Origin of the sequence: Burkholderia sp. Bp8991 (assembly GCF_003853795.1) — a bacterium.
GTDB lineage: Bacteria > Pseudomonadota > Gammaproteobacteria > Burkholderiales > Burkholderiaceae > Burkholderia.
On record NZ_QTQJ01000004.1, the window covers coordinates 189606 to 208345 of the forward strand.

The 18740-nt window shown below is 67.1% G+C and carries 16 protein-coding genes and 1 pseudogene; 4 read left to right on the forward strand and 13 right to left on the reverse strand.

The genetic code is table 11. The features are described 5' to 3' along the window. Window positions 1-79 precede the first annotated feature (79 nt). The 3 genes from DIE02_RS06315 to DIE02_RS06325 are packed head-to-tail and all read right to left on the reverse strand — an operon-like array spanning window position 80 to window position 3042. Window positions 80-1357 carry an L-fuconate dehydratase gene (locus DIE02_RS06315; protein ID WP_124485212.1) on the reverse strand — a complete coding sequence of 426 codons (1278 nt, stop codon included), beginning with the start codon at window positions 1355-1357 and terminating at the stop codon, window positions 80-82. A gap of 23 nt (window positions 1358-1380) precedes the next feature. Further along, a complete protein-coding gene (locus tag DIE02_RS06320; protein WP_124485211.1) occupies window positions 1381-2223 on the reverse strand; it encodes an ureidoglycolate lyase in 843 nt (280 codons plus the stop codon). A 54-nt stretch (window positions 2224-2277) separates the two neighbouring features. After that, entirely contained in the window at window positions 2278-3042 is a 765-nt protein-coding gene (locus DIE02_RS06325; RefSeq protein ID WP_044847790.1) for an SDR family oxidoreductase, read from the reverse strand. Between the two features lie 677 nt (window positions 3043-3719). Here DIE02_RS06325 and DIE02_RS06330 point away from each other — a divergent pair. The 3 genes from DIE02_RS06330 to DIE02_RS06340 all read left to right on the forward strand — a co-directional run bounded on the left by DIE02_RS06330 (window position 3720) and on the right by DIE02_RS06340 (window position 5683). After that, window positions 3720-4010: a DUF3331 domain-containing protein gene (locus DIE02_RS06330; RefSeq protein WP_044847789.1), complete on the forward strand. Its 291-nt coding sequence runs from the start codon at window positions 3720-3722 to the stop codon at window positions 4008-4010. Window positions 4011-4179: 169 nt separating this feature from the next. Further along, window positions 4180-5166: an oxidoreductase gene (locus DIE02_RS06335; protein WP_124485210.1), complete on the forward strand. Its 987-nt coding sequence runs from the start codon at window positions 4180-4182 to the stop codon at window positions 5164-5166. A gap of 214 nt (window positions 5167-5380) precedes the next feature. Further along, on the forward strand, window positions 5381-5683 hold the full coding sequence (locus tag DIE02_RS06340; RefSeq protein WP_124485209.1) for a DUF4148 domain-containing protein: 303 nt from the start codon (window positions 5381-5383) through the stop codon (window positions 5681-5683). 210 nt (window positions 5684-5893) lie between these two features. On the opposite strand, the gene DIE02_RS06345 is transcribed toward DIE02_RS06340, so the two are convergent. The 10 genes and pseudogenes from DIE02_RS06345 to DIE02_RS06390 form a co-directional block, all read right to left on the reverse strand. Beyond that, window positions 5894-7090 carry a TauD/TfdA family dioxygenase gene (locus DIE02_RS06345; protein ID WP_124485208.1) on the reverse strand — a complete coding sequence of 399 codons (1197 nt, stop codon included), beginning with the start codon at window positions 7088-7090 and terminating at the stop codon, window positions 5894-5896. 23 nt (window positions 7091-7113) lie between these two features. Beyond that, window positions 7114-8073, reverse strand: a complete 960-nt coding sequence (locus tag DIE02_RS06350) for an alpha/beta hydrolase (RefSeq protein ID WP_124485207.1) — start codon at window positions 8071-8073, stop codon at window positions 7114-7116. A gap of 36 nt (window positions 8074-8109) precedes the next feature. Beyond that, window positions 8110-8598: a thioesterase family protein gene (locus DIE02_RS06355; protein WP_044847785.1), complete on the reverse strand. Its 489-nt coding sequence runs from the start codon at window positions 8596-8598 to the stop codon at window positions 8110-8112. 6 nt (window positions 8599-8604) lie between these two features. Next, window positions 8605-9570, reverse strand: a complete 966-nt coding sequence (locus DIE02_RS06360; RefSeq protein WP_044847784.1) for an L-carnitine dehydrogenase — start codon at window positions 9568-9570, stop codon at window positions 8605-8607. 85 nt (window positions 9571-9655) lie between these two features. Further along, window positions 9656-10585, reverse strand: a complete 930-nt coding sequence (locus tag DIE02_RS06365) for a 3-keto-5-aminohexanoate cleavage protein (RefSeq protein WP_006484708.1) — start codon at window positions 10583-10585, stop codon at window positions 9656-9658. 100 nt (window positions 10586-10685) lie between these two features. Beyond that, on the reverse strand, window positions 10686-11639 hold the full coding sequence (locus DIE02_RS06370) for a choline ABC transporter substrate-binding protein (protein ID WP_044847783.1): 954 nt from the start codon (window positions 11637-11639) through the stop codon (window positions 10686-10688). Window positions 11640-11902: 263 nt separating this feature from the next. Beyond that, entirely contained in the window at window positions 11903-12508 is a 606-nt protein-coding gene (locus DIE02_RS06375; protein WP_124485206.1) for a M17 family peptidase N-terminal domain-containing protein, read from the reverse strand. Between the two features lie 143 nt (window positions 12509-12651). Beyond that, window positions 12652-14217 (reverse strand): PQQ-binding-like beta-propeller repeat protein, encoded by a 1566-nt coding sequence (locus tag DIE02_RS06380; protein WP_124485205.1) that lies wholly within the window; start codon window positions 14215-14217, stop codon window positions 12652-12654. A gap of 35 nt (window positions 14218-14252) precedes the next feature. Further along, window positions 14253-14585 (reverse strand): annotated as a pseudogene (locus DIE02_RS06385) (hypothetical protein); the annotation flags it as partial. Between the two features lie 641 nt (window positions 14586-15226). Continuing rightward, on the reverse strand, window positions 15227-16198 hold the full coding sequence (locus tag DIE02_RS06390; protein ID WP_124485204.1) for a LysR substrate-binding domain-containing protein: 972 nt from the start codon (window positions 16196-16198) through the stop codon (window positions 15227-15229). Window positions 16199-16334: 136 nt separating this feature from the next. On the opposite strand from DIE02_RS06390, the gene DIE02_RS06395 reads away from it, so the two are divergent. Next, entirely contained in the window at window positions 16335-18635 is a 2301-nt protein-coding gene (locus tag DIE02_RS06395) for an NADP-dependent malic enzyme (protein ID WP_124485203.1), read from the forward strand. The last annotated feature ends 105 nt before the right edge of the window (window positions 18636-18740 follow it).

The window sequence follows — 18740 nt, forward strand, 5'->3', positions numbered from 1 at the left end:
CGTCTCCGTCGTTCATGTTGTCGCCGCACGCAGGTCATGCGCGGGTCGTCGTGCGCCGTCGTGCTGCGCGCTGCGCGCTTCAGCCGCGGAACCGGTACTGCTCGAGCGATGCCGGCTTCATCTCGATCGAGAAGCCGGGTGCCGTCGGCGGCATGTACGCCGCGCCGCGCACGACACAGGGCTCGACGAAATGCTCGTGCAGGTGATCGACGTATTCGGTCACGCGCCCTTCCTTCGTGCCCGAAATACACACGTAGTCGATCATCGACAGATGCTGCACGTATTCGCACAGCCCGACGCCGCCCGCATGCGGACACACCGGCAGCCCGTACTTCGCGGCGAGCAGCATCACCCCGAGTATCTCGTTCACGCCGCCGAGCCGGCACGCATCGATCTGCACGACGTCGATCGCGCCGCGCGCGATGAACTGCTTGAACATCACGCGGTTCTGGCACATCTCGCCGGTCGCGACCTGCACCGGCGCGATCGCCTCGCGGATCTTGCGATGCCCTTCGACGTCGTCGGGGCTCGTCGGCTCCTCGATGAACCACGGTTTCGCGAACGCCAGCTCGCGCACCCAGTCGATCGCCTCGTCGACTTCCCACACCTGGTTCGCGTCGATCATCAGCTTGCGGTCCGGGCCGATCACCTCGCGTGCGATCGTCACGCGGCGGATGTCGTCCTCCAGGTTCGCGCCGACCTTCAGCTTCACGTAATCGAAACCCGCGTCCACCGCTTCATGGCACAACCGGCGCAGCTTGTCGTCGCTGTAGCCGAGCCAGCCGGCCGACGTCGTGTAGCACGGGTAGCCTTCGCGCTCGAGCGTCGCGATCCGCGCGGCCTTGCCCGACGCCTGCCGGCGCAGCAGGTCGAGCGCCTCGTCCGGCGTCAGGCAGTCGGTCAGGTAGCGAAAATCGATCGCGCGCACGATGTCCTCGGGGCTCATGTCGGCGACGAGCCGCCACAGCGGTTTGCCGACGGCCTTCGCCCACAAATCCCACACCGCGTTCACGACGGCGCCCGTTGCCAGGTGGATCGCGCCCTTGTCGGGGCCGATCCAGCGCAACTGGCTGTCCGAGGTCACGTGCCGCCAGAAGCGGCCCATGTCCTCGCGGATCCAGTCGAGGTCGAGGCCGACGACGAGGTGACGCATCGCGTCGATCGCCGCGCAGCAGATTTCGTTGCCGCGCCCGATGGTGAACGTGAGCCCGTGGCCTTCGAGCCCGTCGCGGTCGGTTTCGAGCACGACGTACGCAGCCGAATAATCGGGGTCCGGATTCATCGCATCGGAACCGTCGAGCTGGCGCGAGGTCGGGAAGCGCACGTCGAGGACGCGCATCGATCGAATGATAGGCATGGCGAACCGTCCGGGAAAGGGTTTCAGGCCTGCACGGTGCGCTGGCGCTGCTCGCCGAGCCCGTCGATGCCGAGCGTGATCACCTGCCCGGCGCGCAGATAGACGGGCGGCTTCTGCCCGAGGCCCACGCCCGGCGGCGTGCCGGTCGAGATCACGTCGCCCGGCTGCAGGCTCATGAAGCGGCTCAGGTAGCTGATCAGGTGCGGCACGCGGAACACCATCGTCGCGGTCGTGCCGTTCTGGTAGCGGTGGCCGTCCACTTCCAGCCACAGCCGCAGCGCGTGCGGATCGGGCACTTCGTCGGCCGTCACGAGCCACGGGCCGAGCGGGCCGAACGTATCGTTGCCCTTGCCCTTGTCCCACGTGCCGCCGCGTTCGAGCTGGTACTCGCGCTCCGACACGTCGTTCACCACGCAGTAGCCGGCGACGTGCGACAGCGCGTCGGCTTCGTCGATATAGCGGCCGCCCCGGCCGATCACGACGCCCAGCTCGACTTCCCAGTCGGTCTTCTCCGAGCCGCGCGGGATCTCGACGTCGTCGTTCGGCCCCGAGATCGCGCTCGTCCACTTGCCGAACACGACCGGCTCCTTCGGGACGTCCATCCCCGATTCGGCCGCGTGGTCGGAATAGTTGAGCCCGATGCAGATGAACTTGCCGACGCGGCCGACGCACGCGCCGAGCCGCGGCGTGCCTTCGACGAGCGGCAGCGACGCCGGGTCGAGCTCGCGCAGCCGCGCGAGCGACGCGGGTGCGAGCGCGTCGCCGGCGACGTCGTCGATCACGCCCGACAGGTCGCGGATCCTGCCCTGCGCATCGAGCAGGCCCGGCTTTTCATGGTGTTTGTCGCCAAATCTCAGCAGTTTCATGTGGTGTGAGCGGAAATGGAAAGTGAGTGGAAGGGCGCGGTCGGCTAGACGCGGTCAGTTCGACCAGCCGCCATCGATCAGGTGAATCGCGCCGGTCGTGAACGACGCTTCGTCGGACGCGAGATACAGCGCGAGCGCGGCCACTTCGTCCGCGGTGCCGATACGGCCCATCGGCTGACGCGCGACGAACGCCTGGCGCACGGTATCGGTCGACACCTGGCGCGTGCGCGCCTGCTCGGCGATCCGCTGCTCCAGCGACGGCGACTCGATCGTGCCCGGGCAGATCGCGTTGCAGCGGATGCGCTGCTCGACGAAATCGGCGGCGACCGACTTGGTCAGGCCGATCACGGCCGCCTTGGTCGTGCCGTAGACGAAGCGGTTCGGCACGCCCTTCACGCTCGACGCGGCCGACGCCATGTTGACGATCGACGCGCCGCCTGCTGCGAGCATCGCCGGCAGCAGCGCGCGGATCAGCCGGTACATCGACGTGACGTTCAGGTTCAGCGAGAACGCCCACGCGGCGTCGTCGCAGTCGAGGATCGAGCCGTGGTGCACGAAGCCCGCACAGTTGAACAGCACGTCGAACGCGCGCTCCTGCGCGGCGAGTGCGGCCACGTCGCCCGCGTCGGTCACGTCGAGCCGCCGCGTGGCCAGCCGGCCGCCCGCGCGTTCGGCGTCGGCCGCGAGTTGCGCGAGCGCGGCTTCGTTGATATCGGTCGCCAGCACGTCGGCACCCTCGCTTGCGAACCGCAGCGCGGTCGCGCGGCCGATACCCTGCCCGGCCGCCGTCACCAGTGCGCGCTTGCCCTGCAATCTCATGAGCACCTCTCCCGAAGAAGCCGGCCGGGCCGGCTGATTGGCACAAAGGACTAAAGGTCCAACCAATCATAGGAACAGATTCCGGATTTGTCACGTTCGTGTGATTCAGTATTTTCCCGAGCGGGAGAATCGGGCGGAAGGCGCTGCGGCGGGCTTCGATTACCGTATTTTTCAGGTTCCGCCGATCGGCCGCGTATCGCGCAAAGCCAATACCGGTGGGCGTTTTCGCGACCCCGGGGCATCGGAGTCGCGCCGTCGGCACGGCGAAACTGACAAAAAAGTCATGTTCCCGTCAGGGTGTCAACGGCAGGCGCGCGCGATCATGGTGTTGCCGGACCGCGCTTCCCCGGACACCGCCCCCCGCCCGTCGCCGATCCCTGACGGGCGTCTCCGTCCCCCGCGGTGTCCACGTGACTGAGCGAGCAGACACGGGGGCGCGGGCCGATTTTCCGCCCCGGGCGTGCGCGTCCGGGGCGCTTTTGTCGTTGGCTTTTTCACGAAAATGCGCGTCGATTGTTTCTGATTCGACAAAAGGTAATTTGAGCCAGACAGGATGTTTTTTCCGGTCACAGACGCTTACATTTAGCGCACCACTCATGGAAACCGCTACGGATTCGCCCTCGGGTAGTGACATCCACTGCCACGGCCGAAACCGCACGAGCTTTAGGAAACGGCAAATGAAGGCCTCCAAATCCCTGCCTGTGCTCGATCCCGCCGACGTCCACGTCGAAATTCTGGAACGCTCCGATACGCTGCTCGTCGTCCGCTGGGTCGAACCCGGCCGCTGTCACTACGGCGAACAGCGCTGGCGCCGCCGCTTCGCGCAGCGCACCGGCACCTGCGCGCTGTCGCGCCAGGTCATCCAGCGCGGCGACGAAGTATTCCGCCCGGCCGAGCGCCCGGCACCCGCGAACGCGGCGGCGATGATCTCCGCGGCCGAGGTGCTCGCACTGGCCGGCAGCCGGTAACGCCCGCCGGCCAGCCGTGCCGGGGCCCGCCGGCGTGATGCGCTGGCGCGCCCTAGAACCGCCGGTCTAATTCCCCCGCTTGTCTGCCCCGCCTGCGCGGACTATCGTTACACCACTCAATGTAACGATTGTGCGTCGTGGCGTACCGGCCACGCCGATGGAGGCAGACATGCATGCATGGAGCGCGCGCCACGTCCCGGCGCAAGGCGGCAAGGTCGCGGTTGTGACCGGCGCCAACAGCGGCCTCGGCTGGCATATCGCGGAAACGCTGGCCGCCAAGGGCGCGACGGTCGTGATGGGCTGCCGCGATGCCGCGCGCGCCGCGCAGGCCGCCGCTGCGATTCGCCGGCTCCATCCCGCCGCACAGGTCGAAGTCGATCCGCTCGACCTCGCCGATCTCGCGTCGATCCAGCGCTTCGCCGCCGACGTCGCCGACCGCCACGGCCGCGTCGACATCCTCTGCAACAACGCCGGCGTGATGTTCCTGCCGCTGCGACACACGCACGACGGCTTCGAGATGCAGTTCGGCACCAACCACCTCGGCCATTTCGCGCTGACCGGCCATCTGCTGCCCGCGCTGCGCGCCGCCCGGCGCGCGCGCGTCGTGACGATGTCGAGCGGCTTCAACCGCGGCGGCCGGATCCGGGTCGACGACCTGCGCGCCGAGCACCGTTACAACCGTTATCTCGCCTACTGCGACAGCAAACTCGCGAACCTGGTGTTCGCGCTCGAGTTGCAGCGCCGCTTCCAGCGCGCGGGGTTCGCGGGAATCAGCGTCGCCGCGCATCCCGGCTACGCGGCAACCAACCTGCAGTTCGCGGGCCCCGCGATGGACAGTTCGCCCACGCGCGCCGCGCTGATGCGCGCGGCGAACCGTTATCTCGCGCAACCGGCCGAGCAGGGTGCGTTGCCCGCGATTCATGCGGCGACGTCGCCCGACCTCGCCGGCGGCTCGTACATCGGGCCGTCCGGCTGGCTCGAGTCGCGCGGCCTGCCGGCACCGGCGAGCGTGCCGCGCGCGGCACGCGACGTGGCCCTCGCGGCTCTGCTGTGGGAGGCCTCCGAAGCCGCGACGGGCGTGCGTTTCCTGAGTTCGGGCGCGCCCGCCGGCCGGCCGCCCGCCAAGCCGTTCGATGCGGCCGCCGAGGCGCGCTGAATCCCGCGCGTGCCGCCTCAACATTCTTCATACTTATTACACTCACAGAAACGAAAGCAGGATGAAAGCCTGATCCGGCGTCCCACTGTTACCGCCCTGGAAACAATCTATCATCAAAATCAGCGTTTACCCTCAACGACCCGGTGACTAAGATTTAGTCAATCGCTGCAGACATGGTGTCGCAAGCGAACCCAATAAAACACCGGAGGTCATCATGAAATCGCTCGTTTCCGCAGTTGTTGCCGCTGTCGCCCTGTCCGCTTCGTTCGGCGCTTTCGCACAAAGCACCGTGACCCGCGCTCAAGTCCGCAACGAACTGGTTCAGCTCGAACAAGCCGGCTACAAGCCGGGCGTGTCGAGCCCGTACTACCCGAACGACATCCAGTCGGCGGAAGCGCGCGTTCATGGTGCCGACGCCAGCGGCTACGGCGCGCAACCGGCTCCGGTCGTCCACTCGGGCGCCCCGGCTGCCGCAGCGTCGTCGAACGCACGCGACTCGGTCTTCTTCGGCCAGTAAGCCGACGCGCCCCCGGCGGGCGCACCGCGCATCGCGCGATGAAGAAGCTGGATCCGGACGAGCCCCTCATGCGGGCTCGTCTTTTTTTGTGAAAACGCATACCTCCGCCGCCCGGCAGCGGGTGGCTTCGCCCGGGCGCCTTGCGTCCGGGCGCTTTTTCTCCGGCGAGGTATGCGTAACGAAGTCGAATGCGGAAGTCGAATGCGCCGATCAGCGCCCGGCGGCAGCCGCGGGCAGCGCACGCGACAGCACACGCCAGCGCGACAGCAGTTCGTCGCGATCGACGTAGCAGCCCTGCAGATGCCGGCGGCCCGTCGACGGATCGAACTCGGTGCGCGCATGCAGCACGCGCCGGTTGTCGAACGCCCACATGTCGCCCGCCCGCAGCCGGCGCTGCACGCGGAAACGCGGCTCGCGCGCGAGCGCGAGAAACCGCCGGTACGCGCGGTAGACGGCCGCGACGGCGCCGGCCGGCGCATCGAGCGGCCCGCGCAGGAAGTTCGCGACGCGCACCTCGGTCACGTTGCCGCGCGCATCGAGCCCGATCACCGGCGCCGAACAGCGGTAGTCGCTGTTCGCACTCTTGTTCCAGAACTCGAACGGTGTCGACGCAAGTTGCGTGAAATCGTCCGGATATTCGCGCCGCAGCGCATCCGCGAGCGCGAAGCCGTCGAGGAACACGCTGTCTCCGCCCGTTGCGTCGTTCGCCAGGCAGTGCAGGAACTGCACGCCCGGCTGCAATTCACGCGTCGGCAGGTCGGTGTGCGGCGGCAGGTTCAGCGACGTATAGGCATTGCTGTCCGGCCGCGGCTTCGATTCGACATCGAACAGCACGCCGAAATTGCTTTCGCGGATCAGGCCGACACGCCGCGCGATCTGGTCGACCCGGCCGGGTTCGGCCGGCACGCCCTCGACGAGCGTCAGCCCCGTGCGCTGCAACGCGGCGAGCCAGGCGAGCAACGCGCCGTCGTCCTCCATCACGTCACGCCACGCGAACACGCCGATCGCCGTCGCATCGTCGCCGGTCCACACGTGCCGCCCGTGCGCGGCCTGGCGTTCCGCGCGGGACGCATCATCGTAAGCATGCGCGCGCAACCATCCCGGCGACCAGGCGCTGCGATGCCCGTCGTTCCACTCGACGTGCAGCGCGCCGTCGGTTTCGACATGCACGACGAGCGCCGACAGATCCTCGCGCGCATCGGCGATCTCGAACACCTGTTCGCGCGTGAGCGCATGCACGCACGCGGAGCACGCGCAGTTGTCGCGCAACCAGTCGAAGTGAAACGGCGATCGTCGCGTGTCGCTCCACTCGACGTTCACCGCACCCTCGCCGATCGTCGCCGCCGCAATGGCCGCGTCGGCGGAAAAGGTCCGCCAGTCCTCGATACGGTGTTGCGCTGCCTGCATCGTTGCCTCCCGGAAAACGCCCGCTACGCGTGTGGTGCGAGCAGAAACCCGCCGATCATCCGGTGCATCCGCGCGGCCTGCGGGCTCGTTCCGAGCGCGCGCCAGCAGCCGTGCACCAGCCCCTCTCCCATCCAGTAACGCGCGGCGCCGCCGGCCGCGAGAATGTGTTCGACATAGACGCGCGCATCGTCGCGCAGCGGATCGTGTTCCGCGCCGATCGCGAGCACGGGCGGCAGGCCGTCGAAACGCGCCGCCGCGAGCGGCACCGAGGCGCGCAGCAGCGGATCGTCATCGCCCGGCGCATCGTCGCGTTCACTGCCCCAGTACAACGCGCGATAGCGATGGACGTCGTCGAGCGTCAGCATCGGCGCGTGTGCCTCGGTTTCGCGCGCCGGCGATTGCGGTTCGAAGCCGAGCATCGGATAGACGAGCGCGATCCCGTCGATGCCGCCTTCGCCCGCATCGCGCAGCGCGGTCGCGACGGCAGCCGCGAGGTTGCCGCCGGCACTGTCGCCGGCGAGCGTCAGCGGTCGCGCGCACGCGTCGAACGGCCAGTGCGCTGCGTCGCGCGCGGCGCGCGTGACGGCCCGGCAATCGTCGAGCGCGGCCGGCGCGCGATGCTCGGGCGCGAGCCGGTAGTCGACCGCGATCACGGCCAGCCCCGTGTCGGCCGCCAGTTGCGCGGTGATCAACGCATGACTGTCGAGCGAGCCGACGACGAAGCCGCCGCCATGAAAGAACAGCACGGTGCCGCGCGGCTCACCGTGCGCGGGCGCATAGCGCCGCAGCGCGATCGCGCGTCCGTCCGGCGCATGCCACACCGCATCGTGCCGGACGATGCCGGCCGGCAGTTCGGCGGGCGTCCATGCGGCCGCGAAGCGATCGTAGACGCGGCGTTGCTCGTCAGGCGAGCGCGCCGCTGCGTCGGCCGGATACCACGCGTCGACGGCCGCGACGAACGCCGCGATTTCCGGTTCGAGCATCGTGTGCGCTCCGCGGTCCAGGGTTGAACGTCGACGCTAGCGGCGCGGCGGCAGTCCGATCACGCGGCCCGCATACGCAGGGGCCGCGCAATCGCGCTGCACCGCATGCAGTTCGGCCACGCGCGCGGCGACGTCGTCGTCGAACGGCGCCGATTTCGCGCCGTCGCGCGTGTCGACGTGCAGCAGCATCTGCTCGCTCGCCGACACCGCGCCGTCGTGCCCGTCGGCGAACAGTTCGAGATACAGGTGCAGCCGCTTCGCGTCGTGCGCGAGCACGCGCGCATCGACGCGCACGCGCGTGCCCTCCTTGATCTCCTGCAGATAGTTCACGTGCGCTTCGAGCGTGTAGACCGAGCGGCCCCGCTCGCGACGCGCGGCGTCGTCGAGACCGATGCGGTCCAGCAGCGCATCGGTCGCGAAGCTGAAGATCAGCAGATAGAACGCGTCGCGCAGATGGCCGTTGTAGTCGACCCATTCGGGCCGCACGACGTCGCGGTAGATCGTCAGCGGGGTATCGCCTGTCATGTTCGTTCAGTCCTCGAATCGCATTCCGTGCCGCGCCTTCACCGCGGCGATCGCCTTCAGCACCTCGGTGATGCACTCGTCGCGATAGCGCTCGAGTTCCTTGATGCTGCGCGTGCCCTGCTGCTCGCTCGTGCCTTCGACGACGCTGTCGATCAGTGCATCGGTCAGCTTCGGCGCGACCAGCTTCGTCCATGGCAGTTCGAGCGCGGGGCCGAACTGCTGCATGAAGTGTCGCATGCCCGCGTCGCCGCCGGCCAGCGTGTACGTCAGGAACGTGCCCATGAACGACCAGCGGATGCCCGCGCCGAAGCGGATCGCATCGTCGATCTCGCCGGTCGTCGCGACGCCCTCGTTGACAAGATGCAGCGCCTCGCGCCACAGCGCTTCGAGCAGCCGGTCCGCGATGAAGCCCGGCACTTCCTTGCGCACGTGCAGCGGCCGCATGCCGAGCTTGCGATAGATCTCCATCGCCGCCTCGACCGCCTCCGGCGAGGTGCGCGCGCCGCCGAGCACCTCGACGAGCGGCAGCAGGTAGACCGGATTGAACGGATGACCGACCACGCAGCGCTCCGGATGCGTCGCCCGCGCATAGAAGTCGGTTGGCAGCAGCCCCGACGTCGACGATGCGATGATCGCGTCCGGCTTCGCCGCGCGGCTGATCTGTTCGTGCAGTTCGAGCTTCAGCGCCTCGCGCTCCGGTGCGCTTTCCTGGATGAAGTCCGCGTCGGCAACGCAGGCCTCGATCGTCGACTCGAAGCGCAGCCGCGCGGGATCGGCGCCCGGCGCGAGGCCGACGCGTTCGAGCGCGGGCCATGCATTCGCGACGCTCGCGCGCAAGCGCGCTTCCGCGTCCGGCGCGGGGTCCCACACGACCACGTCCAGACCATGCGCGAGCGCACGGCAAATCCATCCGCTGCCGATCACGCCGGTGCCGATCGCGGCGAACGTCTTGATGTCGGTCTTCACTGCCATGTCAACACATCCTTCAAATCGAGGAGAATCGGACGGCGGCGCACCCGTGCGCGCCGCCGCATTGAAGCGGAATCAGCGTTGAAACTCACGCGAACTCGGCCACCGCGCGGCGTTCGAGCAGACGTTCGCCGCGCGCCGGCAGGCCGAGCTTGCGACGCCCTTCGGCCGGCGTCAGCACGCGGCCGCCGAGCCGTTCGACGATTTCCCGCGCACGCTCGACGAGCGTGCCGTTGGTCGCATGCACGCCGCGATCGAGCCAGATGTTGTCTTCGAGGCCCACGCGCACGTGGCCGCCGAGCAGCATCGCCTGCGCGACCATCGGCATCTGCATCCGGCCGATCCCGAAGCCGGCCCAGTGCGCGCCCGGCGGCAGGTTGTCGACCATCGCCTTCATCGTGCCGGTGTCGGCCGGCGCGCCCCACGGAATGCCGAGGCACAGCTGGAACAGCGGCGGATCGTCGAGCAGCCCTTCCTTCAGCAATTGCTTCGCGAACCACAGATGGCCCGTATCGAAGATTTCCAGCTCCGGCTTCACGCCGAGTTCCTGGATGCGCTTGGCGCCGGCGCGCAGTTGCGCGGGCGTCGACACGTAGATGTAGTCGCCGTCGCCGAAATTCAGCGTGCCGCAGTCGAGCGTGCAGATTTCCGGCAGCAGTTCCTCGACGTGCGCGAGACGCGTGAGGCCGCCGACGAGATCGGTGCCCTTGCCGAAGCGCATCGGGTCTTCGCCCGGACCGATCTCCAGATCGCCGCCCATGCCGGCCGTCAGGTTGATGATCACGTCGACGTCCGCCGAGCGAATCCGGTCGACCACTTCGCGGTACAGGTTCGGGTCGCGGCTGCCGCGGCCCGTCTGCGGATCGCGCACGTGGCAGTGCGCCACCGTCGCGCCGGCCTTCGCGGCTTCGATCGCGGCGGCCGCGATCTCCTTCGGCGTGACCGGAATCGCCGGATGTTTGCCGACCGTATCGCCCGCGCCGGTGACCGCGCAGGTGATGATGACTTCGTGGTTCATGCTGAGTGCCCTCGTTTGCTTCGGTTCGTGTCGCTCGATTTCCGTCGTACTGCAGATGATTTTTCGCTGCGCGCCGCCCGCTCGCGGCGCGTGCGGGCCGTTACAGGCCGAGATAGGCCTTCACGGCAGGCAAGCCGTCCTTGCCGTCGAACGTCTTGACGCCGGCGAGCCAGGCATCGAGCACCTGCGGATTCTTCTTCAGGTACGCCTTCGCGGCATCGGCCGGCTTCGTCTTGTTCATCACCGACTGCATCAGCTGGTTCTCCAGCTGCGTCGTGAAGCGCAGGTTCTCGACGAGCTTGCCCGCGTTCGGGCAGCGCGAGATGAAGTCGGGCGCCGTCAGCGTGTACACGCGCGCTTCGCCGTAGTTCGGGCCGAATGCCGCATCGCCGCCGGACAGGTAGTTCATGCTGATCTGGATGTTCATCGGATGCGGTTCCCAGCCGAGAAACACGACCCACTTCTTGTCGCGGATCGCGCGCTCGACCGTGACGAGCATCCCCGCCTCGCTCGATTCGACCAGCTTGAAGCCGCCGAGGCCGTACTGGTTCGTGTCGATCATCTTCTGGATCGTCGCGTTCGCGCTGCTGCCCGGCTCGATCCCGTAGATCTTGCCGTCGAGCTCCGCGCGGTGCTTCGCGATGTCCTCGAAGGTCTTCAGGCCGGCCTGGTATTCGTAGCTCGGCACCGCGAGCGTCGCCTTCGCGCCCGACAGGTTCGGCGGTTCGACCACGTTGATCGACTTGCTGTCGAGGAACGGCTGGAGCTGCTTCTGCTGCACCGGCCACCAGTAGCCGAGCGAGATGTCCAGCTGCTTGCTCTTCAGGCCGGCGAACGAGATCGGCACCGATGCGATCGTCGTCGTCGGCTTGTAGCCGAGCCCTTCGAACACCGTCGACGCGAGCGCCGTGGTGGACGTGATGTCGGTCCAGCCGATATCCGCGAAGCGTACGTTGCGGCAAGTCGCGGCATCCGTTTCGGCCTGCGCCGCGGTCGCGAACGCGCCGGTCGCCAGCACGGCCGCGACGAACGCGGCGATCTTTGTCGACTTCATGGTTTCTCCCCTTCGGTTGGACCGATGTCCTGCGGATTCGCGGAGTGCGTCCCGGCCTGCATCGTGGGAGTAAAAGTAACGAGCCATATTCACCGCAAGACGACCGCCGGCGACCTGTTCTTGACTATTTGCGACTATGGGTGGAAACCACTACGCGCGGGGAGTGGCTTGTATGGCGGGGGTTTTGGGCGGATTTCGATGAGGAGGGGTTTGTCCGGATGCGGCGTCATGAGATGCCGTGCGCGACAGCCAAACGGGGTCAGTCAGGTCCGTGCGGCTGCAAGCGCGTTGCCGAAATGCTCGACGGCGCCGTCGAAGCGCGCCGCGCCGACGTCGAACACCCAGCGGCGCAGCGCGGGGGGCGCGGCAAGACCCAGCTCCGCGACCCGATACCCGGTGTCGATCGCGGCCAGCACGGCCTTCACCATCGCTTGGGGCATGCCTTCGGTGGCGGCGGTCGTCAGCCCGCCGTCGAGTATGCTCGGCGCAAAGGCCGCGCTTTCGAGACCCTGCTGGATCGCCGTCCGCGCGGCCGTGGCGACGGCATCCGCGGTTCTTTCGATCGTCCAGCTGGCCGGATCGCCGAGCCCGACCAGCAACAAGGAACGCGCCGCGATGCCCGCGGGCGGATGGCTGATCCACAGCGTTTCCATCGGCGCGGCCCGAAAACGGCCATCGCGCCGCAAGCCGGTGAGTGCCCCCGACAGTGCCAGGTCGAGATGGCGTAACCCGCCGGTCGGGCCATCGCCCGTCGCCTCGCGGGCAAACATGCAGCCACAGGAGAGGTCGACCTGCGCGCCTACGCCATCCCATGCGGCGACCTCGAAGGACACCTCCCGCCAACGACCGATACTGTGTCGAAGAACCATATCGTCTCTCCTGCAAGGCTGGAACAGGGTCCGGAGCGCAGCGCGCCCCGGTGTCCAGCGTTGGTCCTCTTCATCCGCCCGCCCGGGCTTGCGCCGGCGCACGAGCAACCCGTCATCCGCGTACGCCGGTACCTGCGTTGCGCTTATTGCCTGGCGGCGAGACCAAACGCATAGAGCTTGTGACTCGTGCCGTCGTACGGCAGACCGAGCACCTTGGTGTGGTAGCCCGCCCCCCAGTACACCGACCCGTCGACGATGGCAGCGCCCGACACCACCGCGCCGTTGTTCTCGTAGCTCCACTTGATCTCGCCCGTCGCCGCATCGAGCGCATACATGCTCGCGCCCGTCCCGGCCAACGAGCCGGCATAGACGACCCCGTTTGCGGCCGACATCGCCACCGTGTCCATCTTGCCCTGCGGGTCGGCCGTGCGCCACAGCACCTTGCCGGTGGCGGCGTCGACCGCCGCCCAGATGCCGCCCTTGGTCGTCTTCTGGCCGTTCGGACCGTTGTCGACGTCGATCGATTTTCCGTCCAGGTTGCCGATCGAAACGTAGATGCGCTTGCCGTCGGCGGCCGTCCCCCACAGCATGCCGCCCAGCAGGCTGCCCGGGCCGACCTGCGTCTGCCAGACCACCTTGCCGGTCTTGGGATCGAGCGCCCAGTACACGCCGCTCTTCGCGCCTGCGCCCACCAACGTCCTCTCCTTCCCGTTGATGGTCGCCTTGAACAGGTTGGGCCCCGAGCCGAAATCGTAGTCCGGGCCGTCGTCGTGGTCGTAGTTGGTCGACATGTCGGCCGCCAACGTACGGGTATGCCAGACGATCCTGCCGGTCTTGAGGTCGAGCGCGACAAAGCTGTCGATCATGTTGGCAGGCGTATCGGGTTTGCAGTTCTTCTGGGTCGGATAACGGCAGTGACCCGGCGGAACCGAGAAGTTGTTGCCCGTGGTCACGTAGAGCAGGCCGGTTTCATGATCGACCGCAGCCGTGTTGCCCCACACCGAGCCGCCGGTATATCCCTTCGGCACCATATAGGTCTTCCACAGCATCTTGCCGGTCCTGGCATCGAGGGCGACCACCGCGCCGCGATAGGTCGGCTTGTCCTTGAGCGCCTCGGCACGCGACGAGAGGCCGACGTACACTACGCCGCGATCGACGATCGGCGACTGGGTAATGATCGCGGTCGGATCCGAATCCACCTTGGTCCGCCACAGCGGCGCGCCATCCTCTGCCTTCGCTGCCAGCACGAACGCGCCGGTCGGGTTGTTCGCAACCTGGGTGCCCTGCCCGAAGATCAGCGTGCCTTCCCAGTAGGCCGGGCTGGTGCGCGACGCATCGTTGTCGATGCCGCTGTATTCGGCGATCTTCTTCTTCCACTTCACCTTGCCGCTGGCGGCATCGACCGCCCACAGCGAGCCGCCGAAGTCCGGCACATACACGGTGCCGTTGGCGACGGTCGGCGTGGCCGACACGTTGCCGTCGGTATCCAGCGTCCAGCGCGGCGCAAGCTGCGAGACGTTGTCGACGCCGATGACGCGCTCGTCCGGCGCGGTACGCGTGTTGTCGACACCCTGCCCGGCAAAGACCCAGTCCGCCGCCGCACCCGGGCCGCTTGCGAGCATGCCGAACAGGGCAAGCGTTCCGATCATGGCCGGCGTACGCCGGCGCCACGAGGCAAGACCGGCATGCTGCTTGTTGGATGTTTTCATGACATCACCTTATCGAGAGAAGTGTGACTGATGATGCTGTTGTCGCGCAGCGCATCGTAGATGCCGCGCGCGTCGAGCACCGGCGAGTGATACGAGATCATGATCCCGTCCGAGCGGCCGAATTCGTCGGCCGTGCCGTGGTTGAAGCCGCGCGACTGGTTGCCGAACGCATACTGCGCCTGCACGTCGAAGCCGCCGGTCACCGGGCTGTGACAATCGATGTTGTTGCTGATGTGGCTCAGGTATTCGACGACGCCGTCGATCCGGCCGTACAGCGTCACGCACGTCTGCGCGAACGCGGCCGCGGCCGCCGGTGCGGCGGCCACGATCAGCCATGCGAAATGTTTGAATACGAATCGAAAAATCAGGCCCGCCCCTCCGCGTCTCGACCATCCTGTGCATGCCTCGCGAGCGCGCACGTTGTATCCGCAATCGATCGAAAAAACATCCGGGCCCTCGCCGCGCCAGGCGCGAGCAGGTCGCCCGTCATCCCGATACCCTTCTTGCAAACGGCTGCGTGCCGAGCGCACTGCATACGCCGGTGCATTATCGTTGCGCCGACAACGCATGCCATCACGGAAGCGATGGTGCAACGCACACCATACGAATCGACATGCACGCGTCTGACGTTGATAATCCGCCGAACGGCGACGGAAGAAACGCCAAAGACGATGGAATCGACACGGTACGCGGCCGCCGCGAGCCTTCCTTCGTTGTGGACCGACCATGAGGGTAGGACAAGCACGACGCGATGAACATCCACTATTTGGAAATTCACCAATGCCGCTCGTTTCTTAATGACGGAATCAAGTCATGCCGTCATCGGACTTGCGCCCCTGTTACCGGCCCTGCGCCGTGACGATCCAGTGATGGATGACAACGCAACCGATGATGACAATGCGTGCAATTGCAACACGCCCGCCGGAGCACGCCATCTGCATCGGCAAACGACGAAAAGCGGGGATGACGCGGTTGCCGGCCGCGCGCGTACCGGCCGGCAAGCGAAGGCTTATCGCGGCGCTTCGACGTAGGTTTCCCTGCAGATCTCGCGCAGCGCCTGCACGAGCACATCCCGCGTCGGCGCATGCGATTCGGCAGCGCGGGTAAACAGCGCGATGGGCGGCAGCGTCCAGACCAGCGAGTAAGGCACGATCGCGACGCCGGCGATGCGCACCATTTCTTCCGCGATATCGGCCGGCACGATCGACACCGCGTCGTCGCTCGACGCGATCATTTCGCCGATCAGCTTCGACGAGTAGCTTTCGACGATCGGCACGGGCGGCGCGATGCCCGCCGACAGAAACAGGTCGGTCACCTGCTCGCGCATCGGCGTGTGGGGCGCGCCGAGAATCCAGTCCAGCGCATGCAGCTTCTCCCAGTCGAGCTTCGTGCGGGCCAGTTTCGCGGCGAGCCGCCGGCTCGCGATCATGCGGGGCTGCTGCTGGTACAGGACTTCGAAGGAGACCTGCCCCAGATCGATCGCCGACGATGCCCGCCCGATCACGAGGTCGACGCTGTGGTCCTTGAGCTGCAACAGCAGCTGATCGCTGGTGCCCTCGTGGATCGTCACGGTCAGGCGCCGTTCCATCCGGGACTGCAGGCGCTTGAGCGCCGCCGACAGCATCTGGCCCGAAATAAACGGAATCACGCCGATATGCAGGTGCGCCGCATGGCCGGCGGCGACCGCCTCCATCTCGCGGGCGAGATGGTCGAGATCCTTCAGCATCGCCTTGGCGCGCTCGAGCACGACCGAACCGAGCGCGGTCGGCCGCATGCCGCGCGACGAGCGCTCGAACAGCGGCGTGCCGAACATGCTTTCCAGCTCGGACAGCGCATTCGTCACGGCGGGCTGGCTGCTGGCCATGTGCTCCGCGACGCGCGTCAGCGACCCGTGCTGCTGGATCTGCAGCAACAGCATCAGATGCCGCATCTTCAGGCGCGCGCCAAGCCGCCTGACCACGTCGTTCGCGTCGAATGTCATTGCCGTACCGCCACACCATCATGAAAAAGTGATGGACCGATATTAAAACAGAATCATCTCCTTATGGCTGATCCCTAGAATCACCTCCATGGATCGCGTCGGGACTGGCCTGACGCGCACGCCCGGACCCTACAACATGAAACAGACAGAGACCCAGCAGCAGGCCGCGTACGACTATCACGAGTTTCCGACCCCGGGGAAGATCTCCGTCGTCGCCAGCAAGCCGCTCGTGACGCAGCGCGATCTCGCGCTCGCCTACACGCCCGGCGTCGCCAGCGTCTGCGAGTCGATCGCCGCCGAGCCGCTGAACGCGCACCGCTTCACGAGCCGCGGGAATCTGGTGGGCGTCATCACCAACGGCACCGCCGTGCTGGGTCTGGGCAACATCGGCGCGCTCGCGTCCAAGCCGGTCATGGAAGGCAAGGCCGTGCTGTTCAAGAAGTTCGCGGGGATCGACGTGTTCGACATCGAGATCAACGAGACCGACCCGGACAAGCTCGTCGACATCATCGCCGGCCTCGAGCCCACCTTCGGCGGGATCAACCTCGAGGACATCAAGGCGCCGGAGTGCTTCACCGTCGAGCGCAAGCTGCGCGAGCGCATGAAGATTCCCGTCTTTCACGACGACCAGCACGGCACCGCCATCACCGTCGCCGCCGCGTTCATCAACGGGCTGAAGGTGGTCGGGAAGTCGATCAAGGAAGTGAAGGTCGTGACGTCGGGTGCCGGCGCGGCGGCGCTGGCCTGCCTGGACCTGCTCGTCGACCTCGGGCTGCCGGTCGCGAACATCTGGGCGACGGATATCGAAGGCGTCGTCTATCGCGGCCGCACCACGCTGATGGATCCGGCCAAGGAACGCTTCGCGCAGGAAACCGATGCGCGCACGCTGTCCGAAGTGATCGGCGACGCGGACGTGTTCCTCGGGTTGTCGGTCGGCGGCATCCTGAAGCCGGAGATGCTGAAGGCGATGGCCGCGCGGCCGCTGATTCTCGCGCTCGCCAACCCGACGCCGGAGATCTTCCCCGAACTCGCGCACGCGACACGCGACGACGTCGTGATCGCGACCGGCCGCTCGGATTTCCCGAACCAGGTCAATAACGTTCTTTGCTTCCCGTACATCTTCCGCGGCGCGCTGGATGTGGGCGCGACGACGATCACCCGCGAAATGGAAATCGCCGCGGTTCACGCGATCGCCGGCCTCGCGCAGGAAGAGCAGAACGACATCGTCGCGGCGGCCTACGGCGGCGACGAAGTGTCGTTCGGTCCGCAATACCTGATTCCGAAGCCGTTCGATCCGCGCCTGATCGTGCGTATCGCGCCGGCCGTCGCCAAGGCGGCGATCGAAGGCGGCGTGGCGACGCGCCCGCTCGCGGATCTCGACGCGTATGTCGAGCAGCTGCAGCAGTTCGTCTACCACTCGGGCGCGTTCATGAAGCCGCTGTTCGCGACCGCACGCCAGCTCGTGCGCGACGGCGGCAAGGCACGCATCGTGTTCACCGAAGGCGAGGACGAGCGCGTGCTCCGCGCGGTGCAGGTGATCGTCGACGAGAAGCTCGCGCGCCCGATCCTGGTCGGCCGGCCGGAGGTGCTGCTCGCGCGGATCGAGCGGTTCGGCCTGCGCCTGCGTCTCGGTCAGGACGTCGAGGTGACCAATCCGGAATACGACGAGCGCTTCCCGCAATACTGGACCACGTATTGGGAACTGCGCTGCCGCGACGGCATCTCGAAGGAAATGGCGCGCGTCGAGATGCGCCGGCGCCTGACGCTGATCGGCGCGATGATGGTGCGGCTCGGCGATGCGGACGGGATGATCTGCGGGACGGTCGGCGAGTATCACAACCACCTGCGCTTCGTCGACGAAGTGATCGGCAAGAAGCCCGATGCATCGACCTACGCGGCGATGAACATCCTGCTGCTCAATCAGCGGACGGTCGCGCTCGTGGATACGCACGTGAACGACAACCCGGATGCCGAGCAGATCGCTGAATTCACGATCGCGGCCGCGCGGCAGATGGAATGGCTGAACCTCACGCCGAAGGCCGCGCTGCTGTCACGGTCAAACTTCGGGTCGGGCAGCGCGGCGTCGGGCGTGAAGATGCGCAAGGCGCTCGAGATCATCCGCGCGCACGCGCCGGATATCGAAGCCGATGGCGAGATGCATGGCGACTGCGCGCTCGATGAGGCGCTGCGTGCGCGGCTGCTGCCGATGTCGCCGCTGAAGGGCGCGGCGAACCTGCTCGTGTGCCCGAACGTCGATGCGGGGAACATCGCTTACAACCTGCTCAAGACGGAAGCCGGCAGCAACGTCGCGGTCGGGCCGTTCCTGCTGGGGGTCAATGCGCCGGTGAACATCCTCACGTCGAGCGCGACCGTGCGACGGATCGTGAACATGACGGCGTTGACCGTGATCGAAGCGAATCGGAACGCGGCGGGTTGAGTTCGGCCCAGGTAGTCGCATGATGGGGGCCGGCTGCGGCCGGCCCTGCCCTGCGAGCGGAGTATTAGAATCGTCGGCAATCGGCTGCCGATTCGGCGGCCGTCC